At 65.6% G+C, this 17,005-nt stretch carries 16 protein-coding genes; 14 read left to right on the top strand and 2 right to left on the bottom strand.

Annotated features, from left to right (window positions below):
* Positions 1-100 precede the first annotated feature (100 nt).
* From GFY24_RS31275 to der, 9 genes are all read left to right on the top strand, one after another.
* Positions 101-1,819, top strand: coding sequence for a CTP synthase (locus GFY24_RS31275; RefSeq protein ID WP_309231559.1), 1,719 nt, complete (start codon positions 101-103; stop codon positions 1,817-1,819).
* Positions 1,820-1,927: 108 nt separating this feature from the next.
* Positions 1,928-2,569 carry an NUDIX domain-containing protein gene (locus tag GFY24_RS31270; RefSeq protein ID WP_153808699.1) on the top strand — a complete coding sequence of 214 codons (642 nt, stop codon included), beginning with the start codon at positions 1,928-1,930 and terminating at the stop codon, positions 2,567-2,569.
* 228 nt (positions 2,570-2,797) lie between these two features.
* Positions 2,798-3,727, top strand: a complete 930-nt coding sequence (gene xerD / locus GFY24_RS31265; RefSeq protein WP_153808732.1) for a site-specific tyrosine recombinase XerD — start codon at positions 2,798-2,800, stop codon at positions 3,725-3,727.
* A 194-nt stretch (positions 3,728-3,921) separates the two neighbouring features.
* On the top strand, positions 3,922-4,818 hold the full coding sequence (locus tag GFY24_RS31260) for a ParA family protein (protein WP_309231568.1): 897 nt from the start codon (positions 3,922-3,924) through the stop codon (positions 4,816-4,818).
* Entirely contained in the window at positions 4,815-5,723 is a 909-nt protein-coding gene (locus GFY24_RS31255; RefSeq protein ID WP_153808698.1) for a segregation/condensation protein A, read from the top strand. Before GFY24_RS31260 ends, GFY24_RS31255 begins: the two co-directional genes overlap by 4 nt.
* A gap of 173 nt (positions 5,724-5,896) precedes the next feature.
* Positions 5,897-6,577, top strand: a complete 681-nt coding sequence (gene scpB, locus GFY24_RS31250; RefSeq protein WP_375336126.1) for an SMC-Scp complex subunit ScpB — start codon at positions 5,897-5,899, stop codon at positions 6,575-6,577.
* 849 nt (positions 6,578-7,426) lie between these two features.
* Positions 7,427-8,275, top strand: coding sequence for a pseudouridine synthase (locus GFY24_RS31245; protein WP_375336124.1), 849 nt, complete (start codon positions 7,427-7,429; stop codon positions 8,273-8,275).
* A gap of 65 nt (positions 8,276-8,340) precedes the next feature.
* Positions 8,341-9,009, top strand: coding sequence for a (d)CMP kinase (gene cmk / locus GFY24_RS31240; RefSeq protein ID WP_153808728.1), 669 nt, complete (start codon positions 8,341-8,343; stop codon positions 9,007-9,009).
* On the top strand, positions 9,006-10,421 hold the full coding sequence (gene der / locus GFY24_RS31235; protein ID WP_309231558.1) for a ribosome biogenesis GTPase Der: 1,416 nt from the start codon (positions 9,006-9,008) through the stop codon (positions 10,419-10,421). Before cmk ends, der begins: the two co-directional genes overlap by 4 nt.
* A 60-nt stretch (positions 10,422-10,481) precedes the next feature.
* Here the strand turns inward: der and GFY24_RS31230 are convergent, their stop codons facing one another.
* Entirely contained in the window at positions 10,482-11,063 is a 582-nt protein-coding gene (locus GFY24_RS31230; protein ID WP_153808697.1) for a Uma2 family endonuclease, read from the bottom strand.
* Positions 11,064-11,159: 96 nt separating this feature from the next.
* On the bottom strand, positions 11,160-11,891 hold the full coding sequence (locus tag GFY24_RS31225; protein WP_153808696.1) for a TetR/AcrR family transcriptional regulator: 732 nt from the start codon (positions 11,889-11,891) through the stop codon (positions 11,160-11,162).
* A 107-nt stretch (positions 11,892-11,998) separates the two neighbouring features.
* Between GFY24_RS31225 and GFY24_RS31220 the strand changes: the two genes are divergently transcribed.
* The 5 genes from GFY24_RS31220 to GFY24_RS31200 all read left to right on the top strand — a co-directional run bounded on the left by GFY24_RS31220 (position 11,999) and on the right by GFY24_RS31200 (position 16,983).
* Complete coding sequence (locus GFY24_RS31220) at positions 11,999-12,949, top strand: ATP-binding cassette domain-containing protein (protein WP_153808695.1); 951 nt, start codon at positions 11,999-12,001, stop codon at positions 12,947-12,949.
* Between the two features lie 35 nt (positions 12,950-12,984).
* The gene (locus GFY24_RS31215; protein WP_153808727.1) at positions 12,985-13,713 is read left to right on the top strand and encodes an ABC transporter permease; all 729 of its coding nucleotides are present in this window, start codon (positions 12,985-12,987) and stop codon (positions 13,711-13,713) included.
* A gap of 513 nt (positions 13,714-14,226) precedes the next feature.
* On the top strand, positions 14,227-15,075 hold the full coding sequence (locus tag GFY24_RS31210) for a lysophospholipid acyltransferase family protein (protein ID WP_153808694.1): 849 nt from the start codon (positions 14,227-14,229) through the stop codon (positions 15,073-15,075).
* A gap of 166 nt (positions 15,076-15,241) precedes the next feature.
* Positions 15,242-15,811, top strand: coding sequence for a hypothetical protein (locus GFY24_RS31205; protein ID WP_153808693.1), 570 nt, complete (start codon positions 15,242-15,244; stop codon positions 15,809-15,811).
* A complete protein-coding gene (locus GFY24_RS31200; RefSeq protein WP_153808692.1) occupies positions 15,808-16,983 on the top strand; it encodes a PrsW family intramembrane metalloprotease in 1,176 nt (391 codons plus the stop codon). The genes GFY24_RS31205 and GFY24_RS31200 overlap by 4 nt, the downstream gene beginning before the upstream one ends.
* Positions 16,984-17,005: the final 22 nt, after the last annotated feature.

Genomic DNA, 17,005 nt, shown 5'->3' with positions numbered 1-17,005 from the left:
GCCATAACCGCGCTATCACCTGGCAAGCGGGTGCGATCGAGCGGGAACGGCGCGCGTGGCATTCGATCGGCATACCGAATCCGTGTTACCGTGAAGTCCCGTGGGTCAATCACGGATTCCGGCGCGCGCGGCCACGAAACATATATTCGTCAGCGGTGGCGTTGCCTCTTCACTCGGTAAGGGTCTGACCGCCTCCAGCCTCGGTCAGCTGCTCACTTCACGCGGATTGCGCGTGACGATGCAGAAGTTGGATCCGTACCTGAACGTCGATCCCGGCACCATGAACCCTTTCCAGCACGGTGAGGTGTTCGTGACCGAGGACGGCGCGGAGACGGACCTCGACGTGGGTCACTACGAACGCTTCCTCGATCGCGATCTCTCGGGGATCGCGAATGTCACTACCGGCCAGATCTATTCGTCGGTCATCGCCAAGGAACGTCGCGGCGAGTACCTCGGCGATACGGTGCAGGTCATCCCGCATATCACCGATGCCATCAAGGCTCGGATCACCGCCATGTCGGGTCCCGACCTGCATGGTCAGGTGCCCGATGTGGTCATCACCGAAATCGGCGGCACCGTCGGCGATATCGAATCGCAGCCGTTCCTCGAGGCGGCTCGCCAGATCCGCCACGAAGTGGGTCGCGAGAACTGCTTCTTCCTGCATGTCACGCTGGTGCCCTACCTGGGCCCGTCGGGTGAGCTCAAGACCAAGCCGACTCAGCATTCGGTGGCGGCGCTGCGCAATATCGGTATCCAGCCCGATGCGCTGATCCTGCGCTGCGATCGCGATGTGCCGGAGCCGCTCAAGAACAAGATCGCGCTCATGTGCGACGTGGATGTCGATGCCTGCATCTCCACCCCCGACGCGCCGTCGATCTACGACATCCCCAAGGTGCTGCACCGCGAGGGCCTGGACGCGTACGTGGTGCGCCGCCTGGGACTGCCCTTCCGCGATGTGGATTGGACCGTCTGGGGCGGACTGCTCGATCGGGTGCACAACCCGCGCGAGCATGTCACCGTGGCGCTGGTCGGCAAGTACGTGGATCTGCCCGATGCCTACCTCTCGGTCACCGAGGCGCTGCGCGCGGGCGGTTTCGCCTCGCGGGCCAAGGTGAACATCCGCTGGGTGCAGTCGGACGAGTGCGAGACCGCGGCCGGTGCGCAGCAGCATCTGCACGATGTGGACGCGGTGCTGGTGCCCGGCGGGTTCGGTATCCGCGGTATCGAGGGCAAGGTGGGTGCGATCAATTACGCGCGCACCCATGGTATTCCGCTGCTGGGCCTATGTTTGGGCATGCAGTGCATGGTGATCGAGGCGGCGCGTTCGGTGGGTCTCACCGATGCCAACTCGACCGAATTCGAGCCCGATGTGAAGTACCCGGTCATCTCGACCATGGCCGATCAGCAGCAGGCTGTCGCCGGTGAGGCCGATCTGGGCGGCACCATGCGACTGGGCGCGTACCCCGCGATCCTGGAGCCGGGTTCGGTTGTGGCGCAGGCGTATGGCGAGACCGAGGTGTCCGAGCGGCACCGGCATCGCTACGAGGTGAACAACACCTACCGCGACAAGATTGCCAAGAGTGGCCTGAAGTTCAGTGGCACCTCGCCGGACGGCAATCTGGTGGAGTTCGTGGAGCTGCCCAAGGACAAGCACCCGTTCTTCGTTGCCACGCAGGCGCATCCGGAGCTCAAGTCCCGGCCGACGCGCCCGCATCCGCTGTTCGCGGCGCTCATCGCGGCGGCGCTGGAATACAAGCTCGCCGAGCAGCTTCCGGTGGAGATGCCGGAGGACAGCGGAAGCGAGAAAGTGACCAGCTGACGTTTGTCACGCTGTACGACGGCCCGGCCGAGCCCGTTCCCGCCCTCGGGAACCAGCTCCGCCGGGCCATCGGCGTTTTCGCACCCGCTCGGCAGATAAGGTTGCCCAATGGCTGAATCCGCGCCCGGAACACACGAATTCGATACCGTCTCCAGCACCACCGTGTACTCGGGAGCGATCCTGGCGCTGCGTTTGGATCAGGTCGCCATGCCCGGCGGGCGGGTCGCCGAACGCGAGGTGGTCGAGCATCACGCCGCGGTTGCCGTTGCGGCAGTGGACGAGAACGACAATGTCGTGCTGATCAACCAGTACCGCCATCCGATCGGGCGGCGACTACTCGAACTCCCCGCCGGGCTACTGGACAAACTGGGGGAGGACCCCCTCGAGGCGGCCAAGCGCGAACTCGCCGAGGAGACCGGCCTGGCCGCCCGCGAATGGTCGGTCCTGGTGGACATAGCCCTCTCACCCGGCTTCACCGACGAGGCCCTGCGCATCTACCTGGCCTCCGACCTCTACGAAACCGACCGCCCCGAACCCGAATTGGAAGAAGCGGACATCCAACTCCTCCGCGTCCCCCTCGCGGAAGCCGTCCGCGCCGCCCTCGCCGGCGAGATCACCAATGCGACAGCCGTCGCAGGTGTGACAGCCCTGATGACCGCCCGCGCCTCCGGCACCGAACTCCGCCCGGCCGATGCCCCGTGGCCCGGCATGCCGACCGCTTTCCTGGAACGCAAAGCGGCACAGGGTTAGTCGATAGCCACAACTCGGCTGCCCCACCTCGTCATCCCGGCATGCCTCCTCTCGTCATCCCGGCATGCTTTTGGCCGGGATCCACAGCGGCCAGTGGATCCCGGCCAAAAACGCGCCGGGATGACGAAGGGCCCGCGGATTACGAAGGGCCGCGCAGGATGTCAGGGAGCTCCCAGGGCCGCGCCGGATTTGTCGTGATGCGGTTGCCTGTCGGTGGCTGCTGCCATGATGTGCGGTGTGCTGAGCCGCCAGATCGACGTCTACCTCGACCATTTGACGGTCGAGCGGGGGGCGGCGCGCAATACGTTGTCGGCGTATCGGCGGGATCTGGTGCGGTATCGGGGATTTTTGGAGGGGCGTGGAATCGATACGCTCGCCAGGGTTTCCGAGCAGGATATCGCCGATTTCATGATTTCGCTGCGGGCGGGGGAGGGGGATCATCCGGCGCTGGCGGCCAGTTCGGCCTCGCGGGCGCTGGTCGCGGTGCGGGGGTTGCACAGGTTCTCGGCGGCGGAGGGGGTGACCGATGCGGATGTGGCGCATCCGGTGAAACCGCCCACACCCGCGCGGCGACTACCCAAAGCGCTCCCGTACGACCAGATTTCGCGGCTACTGGATGCGGCGGGCGGCGATATCGCCGATGCCCCGCGCGGTCTGCGCGATCGCGCGCTGCTGGAATTGCTGTACTCCACGGGCGCGCGTATCTCGGAGATGGTCGGTCTGGATGTCGACGATATCGACGCCGCCGAACGCGCTGTGCTGTTGCGCGGCAAGGGCGGAAAGCAGCGCATGGTGCCCATCGGGCGTCCCGCGCTGGCCGCGGTGGACAATTATTTGGTGCGTGGCCGCCCGGCACTCTCCATGCTCGGCAAGGGCAATCCCGCGCTGTTCCTGAATCATCGCGGCGGTCGCCTGTCCCGCCAGACCGCTTGGCAGGTCCTGCATTCCGCCGCCGGACGCGCCGGGATCGCGGCGCACGTTTCACCCCATACGCTGCGACATTCGTTCGCCACGCACCTGCTTGACGGTGGCGCGGATGTGCGGGTGGTACAGGAGTTACTCGGTCATGCCTCGGTAACGACCACGCAGATTTACACTCTGGTGACCGTCGGCACGCTGCACGAGGTGTGGGCAACCGCCCATCCACGTGCCCGCTAGCCGGGCTGAAGTGCAGGTTCAGGGTGCGTGTCCGAGCGTGGGTCTCAGACCGGCAGGCGGTAGCGTCTGTTAGGGACAGGACCGCACACGCGGCCGGGCGCGCCGTCCAACCGGCTCACCGGGTCGGGCGGGACAAGGGCAGGAACGTCGAAGGAGCAGCGGACGTGACGAAAGCCGGTGGTGCGGGCCAGCGGATCGAAACCGCCGCGCAAACCCTGTGGGAGGCGCCGGATGTGGCCACCGACAGCAAAGTTGTCGGGCCGACCGGACGCCCACTGCGTGAGATCGCGGAGCCCCCGGCCCCCGATCACACCGGGGACGCGCTGATTGTCGCCATGTGTAATCAGAAGGGCGGCGTCGGCAAGACCACCTCGACCATCAATCTCGGTGCGGCACTGGCCGAATACGGCCGCAAGGTGCTGCTGGTGGATCTGGATCCGCAGGGCGCGCTCTCGGCCGGATTGGGTGTGGCACACCACGATCTGGATATGACCGTGCACAATCTGCTGGTCGGGCCGGGCAAGGTCACGGTGGATCAGGTGCTGATCAATACCAAGGTCGAGCAGATGGATCTGCTGCCCAGCAATATCGATCTGTCGGCGGCGGAGATCCAGCTCGTCAACGAGGTCGGCCGCGAGCACACTCTCGGCCGGGCGCTGGCGCCACTGCGCAGCCGCTACGACTACATCCTCATCGACTGCCAGCCGTCGCTGGGTCTGCTCACCGTGAACGCGCTGGCCTGCGCGGATGGCGTGATCATTCCGATGGAGTGCGAATACTTTTCGCTACGTGGGCTGGCGCTGCTCAATGACACCGTGGAGAAGGTGCGGGACCGGTTGAATCCGGAGTTGAGCCTGTACGGCATCGTGGTCACCATGTTCGATGCCCGGCTCCTGCATTCCCGGCAGGTTATGACGCGTGTGGTCGAGGTCTTCGGTGACCTCGTCTACGACACGGTGATCTCGCGTACCGTGCGCTTTCCGGACGCTTCGGTCGCGGGTGAGCCGATCACTACTTGGGCGCCGAAATCCGGTGGCGCGGAAGCGTATCGGGCCATGGCGCGGGAAGTCATCCTCCGGTCGGGCCGTTGAACGATGCGCTCGAACCCGCGTCCTCCGGTGTGGTCGCGGATATTGTCTCGGCGGAACAGCCTGCTGAATCCGATAATTCAGACAAAAAGGTCGGATTTCATCTGCAGCTGAGCAACTTTCAGGGGCCGTTCGATCTGCTGTTGCAGCTCATCAGCTCCCGGCGGCTCGATGTCACCGAGGTCGCGCTCCACAAGGTGACCGACGAATTCATCGTCTACACCAAGGCTTTGACCGCCAGCATGTCCGAGGAGCAGGGCCTGCGCGCGGACAAGATCCTGGATCAGACCACCGAATTTCTGGTAGTCGCCGCGACTCTGCTCGATCTCAAGGCCGCGCGCCTGCTCCCGTCGGGTGAGGTCACCGACGAGGAAGACCTCGAATTGCTCTCGGCGCGCGACCTGCTCTTCGCCCGCCTGCTGCAGTACCGCGCCTTCAAGCAGGTGGCGGAACTGCTCGGCGAGCTCGAGGCCGCTGCGCTGCAACGCTATCCGCGCGCGGTATCCCTGGAGGAGCGCTACCTGGCGCTGTTGCCGGACGTTACGCTGGGAGTGGATGCCGCGGGCTTCGCGGAGGTCGCCGCGGCCGCGTTCCGCCCGCGCCCGACTCCTACGGTGGGCCTGGACCACCTGCACAACCACTCCATCTCGGTCGCCGAACAGGCTGCCTTGGTACTGGAAATGCTGAAGAGTCGCGGTATCGGCGGTTGGACCACCTTCGCGGAGATCTGCCATGACTGTGAGGTCGCGGTGCAGATCGTCGCCCGCTTCCTGGCCCTGCTGGAGCTGTACCGCGGCAAGACGATCGAGTTCGACCAGTCCGATCCGCTCGGCCCGCTCTCGGTGAGCTATGTGGGCGAGCCGGGCGACCGACCCGAACCGATCACCGTAGAGGAGGACTGGGGTTGACCGAGTCAGTGCCGAACCTGGACGACGTGGCCGAGAACACCGCTGCCGTGAGCGGTGTCCTGGGTGACATTGCCCACGACTCGGGCAAAGTGCCAACGGTCGCCGAGGCGATCATCGCGGCCGCCCGCCAGAGCGCCGTGGGATCGAGTCCCGTCGAAACGGAGTCGCCGGTAGTGCCCGGACAGACTCGGCTCGATCTCGGTGACGAGGCCGGCGAATTGGACTCGGACACCCTCGATGAGGTCGAGTTCCGCGGTGCGCTGGAGGCGATGCTGCTGGTCGTCGACGCCCCCGCACCGGTGGAATTGCTGGCCTCGGCGGTGAACGACACCGCGCGCCGCGTGGAGACGACCCTGCGGTTGATGTCGCGCGAATTGTCCGAACGCCGCAGTGGCATGGATCTCAGATTCGTCGGGGACGGGTGGCGTTACTACACGCGGACGGAGTTCGCGCCCTACGTGGAACGTATGCTGTTGGACGGCGCACGTTCGAAGCTCACTCGCGCTGCCTTGGAAACCCTGGCGGTTATCGCCTATCGTCAACCGGTTACCCGGGCCCGTGTGAGTGCGGTGCGCGGCGTGAATATCGACGGCGTGATCAGAACCCTGCTGGCGCGGGGGCTGCTCACGGAGGCCGGAACGGACCCGGAGACCAACGGCACCCAGTACGTCACGACCGAACTGTTCCTGGAACGGATCGGGCTGGCGTCCCTGGCGGATCTGCCGGCGCTGGCGCCGCTGCTCCCGGGCGTCGACCTGATCGACGAGATCAATGAGAGCCTGGACACCGACCCCCGGTACACCAGGCTGAAAAAACCAGCCGAGGCGGATATCGATCTCGGCACCGAGGATTGAAATTAGGACAACGTGAATACTCCCGCTCGCCGAGATGGCACACCGGAACGTAGTAAACGTGGATCCGAATCGCCCAGGGGCGATTCGCAGGCCGCCCGAGGCCGGACCGACAGGTCCGCGCAATCACGTGGTGGCGATTCATATGGAAGTGGAAGCTCGCGTGGTGGCTCGGCCCCGCGCGGCGGATCTCGCGGAGACTCGCAGTCGTGGGGGAGCGGCTCGTCCCGGGGATCGAGTGAAGGCTCGCGCGGTGGCGCGGGATACCAGGGCTCGCGCGATTCGCGCGGCGGCTCCGGCTATGAAGGCTCACGCGGTGATTCGCGCGGCGGGTCGGGTTACCAGGGTTCGCGCGGTGGTTCGACTGGTGGCTCCGGTTACCAGGGTTCGCGTGGCGGTTCGACTGGTGGCTCGGGCTACCAGGGTTCGCGTGGCGGTTCGACCGGTGGCTCCGGTTACCAGGGTTCGCGCGGTGGATCGACCGGTGGCTCGGGCTACCAGGGTTCGCGTGGCGGTTCGACCGGTGGCTCCGGTTACCAGGGTTCGCGTGGCGGATCGACTGGCGGCTCGGGTTACCAAGGCACGCGCGGTGATTCGCGTGGCGGTGCCGGTTCGTACGACGGCGCTCGCGGCGGATCGCGCAGTGGCGGTGGATCATTCGGTGATTCGCGTGGCGGTTCGGCCCCTCGTGGCGGCGCCCCGCGTACCGGTGATGCGCGAGGTGCGCAGGGCCGCACCGGATTCGGTGCCGATCGCACCGGTTTCGGCCAGGATCGCAATGCCTCGCGTGGTCGTATCGGTGGCGGGCGTCCGCTCGCGCCGAGCACCTCGCCCGCGCCCAAGAAGGCCAAGGTGCATCGCCCGTCGCCCGCCATGCCGGTGATGCTGAGCAATGCCAAGCCCGCGCGCCATCAGAATGTCGATGTCGATGCGGTGCAGGAGAATCCGAAGAAGCTCCCGTGGGGCGAGGGTGAGCGCCTGCAGAAGGTCCTGGCCAAGGCCGGTGTGGCCTCGCGTCGCGTGGCCGAGGACATGATCGATGCCGGTCGTATCGAGGTCGACGGTCGTATCGTGCGTGAGCAGGGCCTGCGCATCGATCCGGAGAACGCGGTCGTTCGTGTCGACGGTGTGCGTGTCGTGGTCCGTGACGAGCAGGTCTACCTGGCGCTGAACAAGCCCAAGGGCTGGCAGTCCACCATGTCCGACGAGATGGGCCGCCCGTGTGTCGGTGATATCGTCGCCGAGCGAATCGCGGCCGGGCAGCGCCTGTTCCACGTCGGTCGCCTGGATGCCGATACCGAGGGTCTGCTGCTGCTCACCAATGACGGCGATCTGGCGCACCGCCTGATGCACCCGTCGTATGAGGTCTCCAAGACCTACCTGGCCACGGTCAATGGCGAGGTCAATCAGCGCCACGTGGCCAAGCTGCTGCGCGAGGGCGTCGAGCTGGAGGACGGTCCGGCCAAGGCCGACAAGTTCCAGGTGCTCGAGGTCGGCCAGGGCAAGTCGCTGGTGAAGATCGTGCTGCACGAGGGTCGTAAGCACATTGTGCGTCGGCTGCTGGCCGAAGTCGGCCATCCGGTGACCGCGCTGGTGCGTACCCATGTGGGTCCGGTGGCCCTGGGTGATCAGCGCCCGGGTGCGCTGCGTGTGCTCGGTCGTGACGAAATCGGGAAGCTCTACGAGGCGGTGTCGTTGTGAATGGTGTGGGATCTGTGAAGGATCGGCTCGGCGGGCTGACGGGTATCTCCCCGCTGGTGGTCGCCATGGACGGCCCGTCCGGTACCGGCAAGTCGAGTGTGTCGCGCAAGCTGGCGACGCGTCTCGGGGCGAGCTACCTCGATACCGGTGCGATGTACCGGGTGGCGACGCTGCGTGTGCTGCGCAGCGGCGTCGATCTCGAGGACGCGGACGCGATTGTGGCGGCGGTCAAGGAATTGCCGTTGACCATCGGCACCGATCCGAGCCGCGAGGTGATTCTGCTCGATGGTGAGGATGTGTCGAGTGAGATCCGCGGCAATGCGGTGACCAAGGCTGTCTCCGCGGTGTCGGCGGTGTCCGAGGTGCGCGATCAGCTGGTCGCGTTGCAGCGCGATATCGCCACCACCGCGGGCCGAATTGTGGTGGAGGGCCGCGATATCGGCACCGTCGTGCTGCCCGCGGCCGATGTGAAGGTCTATCTGACCGCGTCCGCCGAGGCGCGGGCGCAGCGCCGCAATGTGCAGAACATTGCCGAGGGTCGCGGCGACGATTATCAGGCGGTGCTGGCCGATGTGCAGCGCCGCGACAACCTCGACTCCACCCGCAAGGTGTCGCCGCTGCGTCCCGCCGCGGACGCGGTGCTGGTCGACACCAGCGAGCTGAATAAGGACGAGGTTATCGACGAGCTGTTTCGCGTTGTGCGGCAGCAGATTTCGGCAGGAGGCGCGCAGTGACGCAGGACACCTTCGCCGGTGACGGCATCTGGTCGGATGAAACCGAGTGGGAGATCGCCGAACTCGAGGGCGAGCAGGACGCCGAGCATGCGCCGATGCCGACGCTGGCCATCGTCGGTCGGCCGAACGTGGGCAAATCGACTCTGGTGAACCGTATTCTGGGCCGTCGCGAAGCGGTGGTCGAGGATGTGCCGGGTGTCACCCGCGACCGTATTTCGTACGAGGCCACCTGGGCCGGACGGCGATTCCTGGTGCAGGACACCGGCGGCTGGGAGCCCGACGCCAAGGGGCTGCAGCAGGCGGTGGCCCGGCAGGCCGAGATCGCCATGCAGACCGCGGACGCCATTGTGGTGGTCGTGGACGCCGTGGTCGGCGCCACCGCTACCGATGAAGCGGTGGCAAAGGTGTTGCGCCGCTCCAAGACCCCGGTGATCCTGGTCGCCAACAAGGTCGATAATCAGAAGCTCGAGTCCGATGCGGCGGCGCTGTGGTCGCTGGGTCTGGGTGAGCCGCAGCTGGTTTCGGCCGCGCACGGCCGTGGCACCGGCGATCTGCTGGACGAGATTCTGGCCAAGCTGCCCGAAACTCCGCGTGAGGGAACGGGTTTGATCGGTGGCCCGCGTCGGGTGGCGCTGGTCGGTAAGCCGAATGTCGGCAAATCCAGTCTGATCAACAAGCTTTCGGGTGTGGAGCGCTCGGTGGTGCACGATGTCGCGGGCACCACCGTCGATCCGGTCGATTCGCTGGTCGAATTGGGCGGTAAGCCTTGGCGTTTCGTCGATACCGCGGGTTTGCGCCGTAAGGTCGCCAATGCCAGTGGTACCGAGTTCTACGCCTCGCTGCGCACCAAGTCGGCCGTCGAGGCCGCCGAGGTCGCGGTCATGCTCATCGACGCCTCGGAGCCGGTGACCGAACAGGATCTGCGGGTCATCTCCATGGTGGCCGAGACCGGTCGCGCGCTGGTGATCGCCTACAACAAGTGGGATCTGGTCGACGAGGATCGGCGCGAACAGCTCGAGCGTGAGATCGATCGCGAAATGGTGCAGGTGCGCTGGGCGCAGCGGGTCAATATCTCCGCTCACACCGGCCGCGCCGTCCAGAAGCTGGTTCCCGCAATGGAAACCGCCCTGGAATCCTGGGACAAGCGCATTTCGACGGGCCGCCTGAACAACTGGCTCAAAGAGGTAGTGGCCGCCACCCCGCCCCCCATGCGCGGCGGCCGCCTCCCCCGAGTCATGTTCGCCACCCAGGCGTCCACCCGCCCCCCGACCTTCGTCCTGTTCACCACGGGCTTCCTCGAGGCCGGCTACCGCCGCTTCATCGAGCGCAAGCTCCGCGAGGAGTTCGGTTTCGACGGTTCGCCGGTACAGGTGAACGTCCGCGTCCGCGAAAAGCGCGAACGCAAGAAGTAGCCGCAACACGCACACCGAGAGGCCCCCGGCGCAATGCCGGGGGCCTCTCGCCTTGTTCGGCTACCGCACCCAATCCTTCAAGGCCCCGGTATCCAACGTGACATCAACCGGCTCCGGCAGTTGCACCACGCTGCCGAAGGGGACAGTCAAGATCCGGTCGTACCGCGCCTGGTTCGGCTCACTGTGCACGGTGATCTCACACGTGTCGCGGTCGATCAGCAGATAGACCGGAATCCCGGTGTCGGCGTAGGCCCGTGGCTTCTCCACCCGGTCCCGCCGCTCGGTGTCCTGATCATCGGAGGTTATCTCGACCACCAGCAACACCGCCCCGGCAGCCGCCCATTCCCCTTGTCCGACAAAGGCATCCGCGTCGGCCAGCGCCCCGTCCGGTCGAGCGCGCCCTTTGCGGTATCGCTCGATCTTCAGCCCCTGCTCGGGAGTTAGGAACAGATCGGGCCGAGCAGTCAGGAATATGCGAATCAACCATTGCATGATCCGACTGTGATCCCCGTCCGGCACCGCCTTGGCTCCCAACTTCCCGTCGATGAACTCGAGCCGCACACCCTCCGTTATGCGATCGGCCGCGCGCGCGAGTTCCTCGAACTCCTCGATGGTCATGAGCGACTCATGCACGGCGGTCATTTCCTTACGGTAAGCGGCGTTGCCGGTCGGCGAAGGGCGAGCACACAGATACGCCCAGGATATCGCCGCCGGATCGGCGAGTCGCGTAGCTCGAGGTCAGCGGGTGTAGTTGGTCATGTAGTGCTCGTAGCCGTCCAGGAGGCGGTCCAGGGCGAAGCCGAAATCTCCTTCTTCCCAATGCATATCGTCGTCGTCGAAGGCGCGGTTGGTGAGGGCGCTGGTGATGGCGGGGTAGCGGGTGGGGTCCAGGACTTGGGCGAGGATGCCGGCGTAGTCGGTGTCGTCTTCGGCTTGGCCGATGGTGTCGCGCAGGAAGCGGGCTCGGCCTATGACGAAGAAGGACAGGTTCGTCACGAGCTGTAGGCGCTGGGGTTCGGGGATCGGTAGGGCGGCCAGAGCGGCCATGCCGGTTTCCAGCCAGTCCATATTGTTCGGGCCCAGTGGGGGAGTGGACATGGGGATGTCGAGCCACCAGTCGTGGACGCGGATGGCGTGGAATTCGGCCCAGGCCCAAGCCTGTAGGTTGGCTCGCCAGCCCGCGTCGGCGGGGAGTTGGGGCGGGGGCCCGATCACGCGGTCGAGGAGGATGTCGACCAGGGTGTCCTTGCTGTCCACGTACCGGTAGAGGGACATGGGGGTGAAGCCGAGTTCCTTGGCGATGCGGCCCATGGAGATGGCGGCGAAACCCTCGGCGTCGCCGATCGTGATGGCGGCCTCGACGATCTGGTCCAGTGACAGGCCGCGTTTGGGGCCGCGGGTGCCGGGGTCGTCGAGGTTCCACAGCAGCTTGACCGCTTTGGGCAGGACGCCTTCGTCGTGCCGATCCATGTAACCCTCCTGTGCTCGTGCTCCCTCACATCTTGCGCTATGAATGAAACTGTGTAGCCTATATACAAAGTGTAGGCCATATACAGTTACCGATTCGGGGGTTCCCCATGACAACCACTCTTCAGCCCGCCATCGAGGTGTCCGGGCTGACAAAATCCTTCGGCGAGCATCCGGTCCTGCGTGGCATCGACGTGAATGTGCCTGCGGGAACGGTCTTTTCGCTACTCGGGCCGAATGGCGCGGGTAAGACCACCATGGTCCGGATTCTCGCCACCCTCGGCAGGCTCGATGGGGGACAGGTGCGGGTCGGCGGCTTCGACCCGATCCGGCAGCCGGATGAGGTGCGCGGGATCATCGGCGTCACCGGCCAGTATTCGGCGGTCGATCCGGTGCTGACGGGGGAGGAGAACCTGCGCATGGTCGGCCGGCTCCTGCACCTCGGCGGTGCGGAGACCGCAAGGCGCGCAACGCGATTGCTGAAGCAGTTCGATCTGACCGAGGCCGCCCGCAAGCGCACCGGTTCGTACTCCGGCGGCATGGTGCGCCGGCTGGATCTGGCCATGAGCCTGATGGGCGATCCGAGCATTGTCTTCCTGGATGAGCCCACCACCGGCCTCGATCCGCGCAGTCGCCGCGAATTATGGTCTTTCATAAGGGATTTGGTGAACGGCGGCGTCACCATCTTCCTCACCACCCAGTATCTGGAGGAGGCCGACCAGCTGGCCGACCGCATCGCGGTACTGGATGACGGCCGAATTGTGGCCGAGGGCACCGCGGACGAGTTGAAGAAGCTGGTCCCCGGCGGCCATATTCGGATCGGCTTCGCCGATGAACGGGGCCTGGCGGCTGCCGCCCGCGCGGTGCCCGCCGCCGAAGCCGATCTGGAGCAGCTCATCCTGCAAATCCCCTCGGACGGCAGTGTCGGCGATATCCGCAGACTGCTGGGGCATTTCGACGATCACGATCTCACCATCGGCCAATTGGCCATTCACACACCGGATCTCGACGATGTCTTCTTCGCCCTGACCGGCAATACCTCGAAAGGCGCACAGCTGTGACCACTCTGGTTCGCGCGGCCCAGGATTCCACCACCATGATGGGCCGCAGTTTCCGCCATACCCTGCGTAGCCCGGACACCCTGCTGATGACAATTGTCATCCCACTCATGATCCTGCTGCTGTTCGTCTATGTGTTCGGCGGCGCATTGGATGTGGGCGGCAAGTACATCGACTATGTGGTGCCCGGAATCATCCTGCTCTGTGCGGGTTTCGGTGCGGGCGGCACGGCGGTGAGCGTCTCCACCGATATGCACAATGGCATTGTGGATCGCTTTCGCGCCATGGCGATTTCGCGCTCTTCGGTGCTCACCGGTCATGTCGCCGAGAGCGTACTGCGCAATATGATCACCACCGGATTGGTGATTCTGGTGGCGGTGGCGCTGGGTTTCCGCCCGACCGCGGATCCGCTGCGCTGGCTGGGTGTTCTCGGTTTGCTCGCGCTGTTCATTCTGGCGCTGTCCTGGCTGGCGGCGGCGCTGGGGCTGCTCGCTCCGAATCCGGAGGCGGCCAATGGTTTCACCTTCAGTTTCATGTTCCTGCCCTATGTGAGTAGCGCTTTCGTGCCGGTGCATACGCTGCCGGGTTGGTTGCGCGGTTTCGCCGAACATCAGCCGATCACCCCGATTACCGAGACGGTGCGCGGGCTGCTGATGGGCACTCCGGTCGGCCATAATCCGGTGACGGCGCTGCTGTGGTGTGCCGGAATAGGTTTGGTGGGTTACATCGGGGCGGGTGCGCTGTATCGCCGCCGCGGACTGAATTGAATCGTGGTCGCGGTCTGAACCGAGCGACTCATCGGGGAGATCCGGAGCCACCCGGATCTCCCCGATATTCGTCTACGCCGATATGCGCATCCAACTATGTGTTGTGCGCACGTCGAGGGAGGGGAGCCCTCGCCTCGGGTGCCTATACGCTCAGTTGCATTGCGCCGCAAGATCATCGCCGCGATGCGGCGATGATGGCCGACTGTGCATCTTAGGTAAAGGCGCCCGCTCGCGTGGGAATCCCGGTGTGGATGTTGGGTTTCGCACACTTCCTAACAAGCAAATGCTTGGGTTGATAACCTCGTGGGGCAGGAGGACGGTGACGGGCATCGGTCGCAATGCCGCGACACGCGCAATGCCAATCGGGACCGCGTTTGGACGCGGCCGTCGGGACTATCAATGGGGATGTTGTCCGGGGGCAATTCATTTCGGCTCGGCGTCGAGTAATGGAACGCCAGGTGTGTGTCGTCGCGCGCCGCCCGTCACCGGCAAGGCAATACGACAGGACACCCCATGAGCACAACACCGGTACTTCCGAACCCGAATCACCCACTGCTTGCCGTGGCTCGGGCCTATACGAACTACTTCACGCCGCAGGTGGTCGGCATCGAGAACCTACCGGCGGCGGGGCCGGCATTGGTGATCGGTAATCACTCGTCGATCTATTGGGCACCGGAGGTGTGGATCACCTTCATGGCGGCCATGGATCGCCGCCCGAATGAGCCCACCTTCGGGGTGGCACACGAAATCCTTTTGCGCGCACCGGGTCTCGGTGACAGTCTGCGCGAATTCGGCGTGATTCCGGCATCTCAGGAGGCTGCCTCGGCGGGGCTCAAGGATGGCGGTGCGGTGATGGTATATCCGGGTGGGGACTGGGAGGCGTGCCGCCCGTGGACCGATCGCGGCAAGGTGGATTTCGCCGGGCGTAAGGGTTTCATCCGGTTGGCGCTCAAGCTCGGTGTGCCGGTGATTCCGGCGGTGGCCAACGGTGGCCATGATTCGATCTTCATCGTGAGCCGTGGTGAGCGCACCGCGCGCCTGCTGGGCTTGGATAAACTGTTGCGCGCCAAGGTGTTTCCGTACACGGTCGGCCTGCCGTTCGGTGTCGCGCCGATTCTGCCGCAGATCCCGCTGCCCTCGCATGTGGACGTGAGCTTCCTGCCGGCGCTGGATTGGTCCACGCAGCCGGGCGATCCGGAGGATACCGAGTTGGTGGATCGCATCTACGACCGGACCATGAGCACCATGCAGACCGAATTGGACCGTCTCCGCGCGCAGACGCCCAACCCGGTGGCGACCGGTTTGAAGAATCATGCGGCGGCGCTGCCCGGTCCGCTCTCGGTCCTGGCGAATCTGCTGTAGCCGGAGGGCGTGGACGGCTCCCGAGTTGATTCCCGGGAGCCGTTCCGGCCTTGTGCGCGGACCTTCGGTGTGGGCGAGATGTCCGAGTAGGGGCGCGTCCCCGGTGGCGCGGTCCATGGATTGTGGTTAACTCTTGGCTATCGCATGGACCGGGAGGCTGGAAGACATGGCGCGCCTTGTTCACTCGGTGGCACCGGCGCTGGCGGCAATAGCCGCCCTCGCGGTGATCGCCGTGGTTCCGCCCCTTCTGGACGCGGCCGTACCCACCCGGGAGACGCGAGTTTCGGCGGGCACGGAGGTCAAGCTCACCGCCACGGGTATCGGCGCTCTGCACGGCGCGGAGGATCCTTCGAACGGTGTCACGTTCGCGGTCCCGGAGGCCATGCGCCGCATAGCCACCGGGGATATCTCCGCCGCGGTCTTCCGCTCCGATATCGGTGAGCAACGCCTCGGCATCGCCGTGGTCGATGGCATCACGGACTTCGATACCGCCGCACCGCGACTGCTGTTGCCGCTGCGCGCGGCCGGGCAGGAGGTGAGTTTCGACGGCGATACCGTCGACGCGGGTTCGTTCCACGGTCTGACCTGTGTGCTGCCCCGCACGGCGGGTGGCGTCTGCGCGGTCGCCAACTCCGGCGATATCGCGGTGACCATTACCGTCACCGGTCCGACCCGCGAGGCCGGGCGTGCGCTCGTCCTCGCGGTGCTGGCCTCGGCTAAGGCGGTGCAGGTATGACCTGGCCGGGAGCGGGCTCGCCGAGTGGCGGGGGAGTGCGCGGTCCGGTTGGTGCGGACGGGGATTGGTTCGAGCCACGGTCCGCGTTGTTCTGGGTGTACTTCCTGGCGGTGCTGGCGGGTCCGCTGGTGTTCGTGGCGCAGGCGGCGGGGATGATCCGGTTCGGCGGGGCGCAGGCGCTGGCGGCGTTGCCGGTTACCGCGGCGACGCTGCTGTTCTTTCGGTGGGTGTTGTTCGCGCTGGATCCTTTTCGAGCACGGCGTCGGTTGGTCGCGCCGATTCTGCTGGGGTTCGTCTGGGGCGCGTCGGTGTGGCCGGGGCTGGCATTGTGGGCGAATGATCATGTGACGCACGCGATTACGAACCTCGCAGGGGATTCTTTCGCCAGTACTTGGCAGGCCGCGATTGCCGCGCCGATCGATGAGGAGTTCATCAAGGCGATCGGCATCGCGGTGGTCGCGGTGCTGTTCCGGTCGCGATTGCGGCGGCCCATGGATGGCTTTCTGATCGGCGGGTTCGTCGGTCTGGGTGCGCAGATCTCCGAGGATGTGCTGTACAGCGTGCAGACCTCGCTGGCCGCGCCGCAGAGTCCGGTGGCCGATGTGCTGATAGTGGCGGTGCTACGTCTGGTCACCGCGCTGACCTCGCATTGGTCCATGTCCGCGCTGGCCGGTGTCGGCATTGTGGTGTTGCTGATTCGCACCGACCGCTCATGGGGTTGGCGGCTGGGTTTCTTCGCGCTTTTCTACGGCATGGCGGTGGCGATGCACTTCATCTTCGATTCGCCGCGCCCGGACAGCCTCGGCCGACTGGTGACATTCCTGCCGGTGATCATCGATCTGCTGATCTTCGGCCTGGCCTACCGCTGGGTCCTGGGCACCGAGCGGAAGTGGTTGCGCGCCACCATTTCCCAGCCCGTCATGCGCACTATCGGGACCGAGCCGCAACTGGCCTCGCTGCTCACCCGGCGCAGTCGCCGCCGGGCGCGCGCGGGCCTGCGTGCCGCCACCCGGATGGACCGTGGTCAGGCTCGCCGATATGAGCGCGATCTGATCGATCGCGTCGAACTGCTCTCGGTTTCGCCACCGCCGCCACACCCGATGTGGAACTACCAGCAAACGATGCCGAGGCAGCCGCGTGATACACCGGCAGACAGCCGTGACCAGGACTGAGCGTGCCGATTACCTGCGACTT

This window comes from Nocardia sp. SYP-A9097 (assembly GCF_009649815.1).
Classification (GTDB): Bacteria; Actinomycetota; Actinomycetes; order Mycobacteriales; family Mycobacteriaceae; genus Nocardia.
This window is presented reverse-complemented; position numbering and strand designations above follow the sequence as displayed.

Excerpts from the sequence above, each read along its gene's own strand:
- xerD (WP_153808732.1), top strand. The coding sequence starts at position 2,798 with ATGTGCGGTGTGCTGAGCCGCCAGATCGACGTCTACCTCGACCATTTG.
- GFY24_RS31215 (WP_153808727.1), top strand. The coding sequence starts at position 12,985 with ATGATGGGCCGCAGTTTCCGCCATACCCTGCGTAGCCCGGACACCCTG.
- GFY24_RS31230 (WP_153808697.1), bottom strand. The coding sequence starts at position 11,063 with ATGACCGCCGTGCATGAGTCGCTCATGACCATCGAGGAGTTCGAGGAA.
- GFY24_RS31200 (WP_153808692.1), top strand. The coding sequence starts at position 15,808 with ATGACCTGGCCGGGAGCGGGCTCGCCGAGTGGCGGGGGAGTGCGCGGT.
- GFY24_RS31225 (WP_153808696.1), bottom strand. The coding sequence starts at position 11,891 with ATGGATCGGCACGACGAAGGCGTCCTGCCCAAAGCGGTCAAGCTGCTG.
- GFY24_RS31205 (WP_153808693.1), top strand. The coding sequence starts at position 15,242 with ATGGCGCGCCTTGTTCACTCGGTGGCACCGGCGCTGGCGGCAATAGCC.
- GFY24_RS31210 (WP_153808694.1), top strand. The coding sequence starts at position 14,227 with ATGAGCACAACACCGGTACTTCCGAACCCGAATCACCCACTGCTTGCC.
- GFY24_RS31220 (WP_153808695.1), top strand. The coding sequence starts at position 11,999 with ATGACAACCACTCTTCAGCCCGCCATCGAGGTGTCCGGGCTGACAAAA.
- GFY24_RS31270 (WP_153808699.1), top strand. The coding sequence starts at position 1,928 with ATGGCTGAATCCGCGCCCGGAACACACGAATTCGATACCGTCTCCAGC.
- cmk (WP_153808728.1), top strand. The coding sequence starts at position 8,341 with ATGGACGGCCCGTCCGGTACCGGCAAGTCGAGTGTGTCGCGCAAGCTG.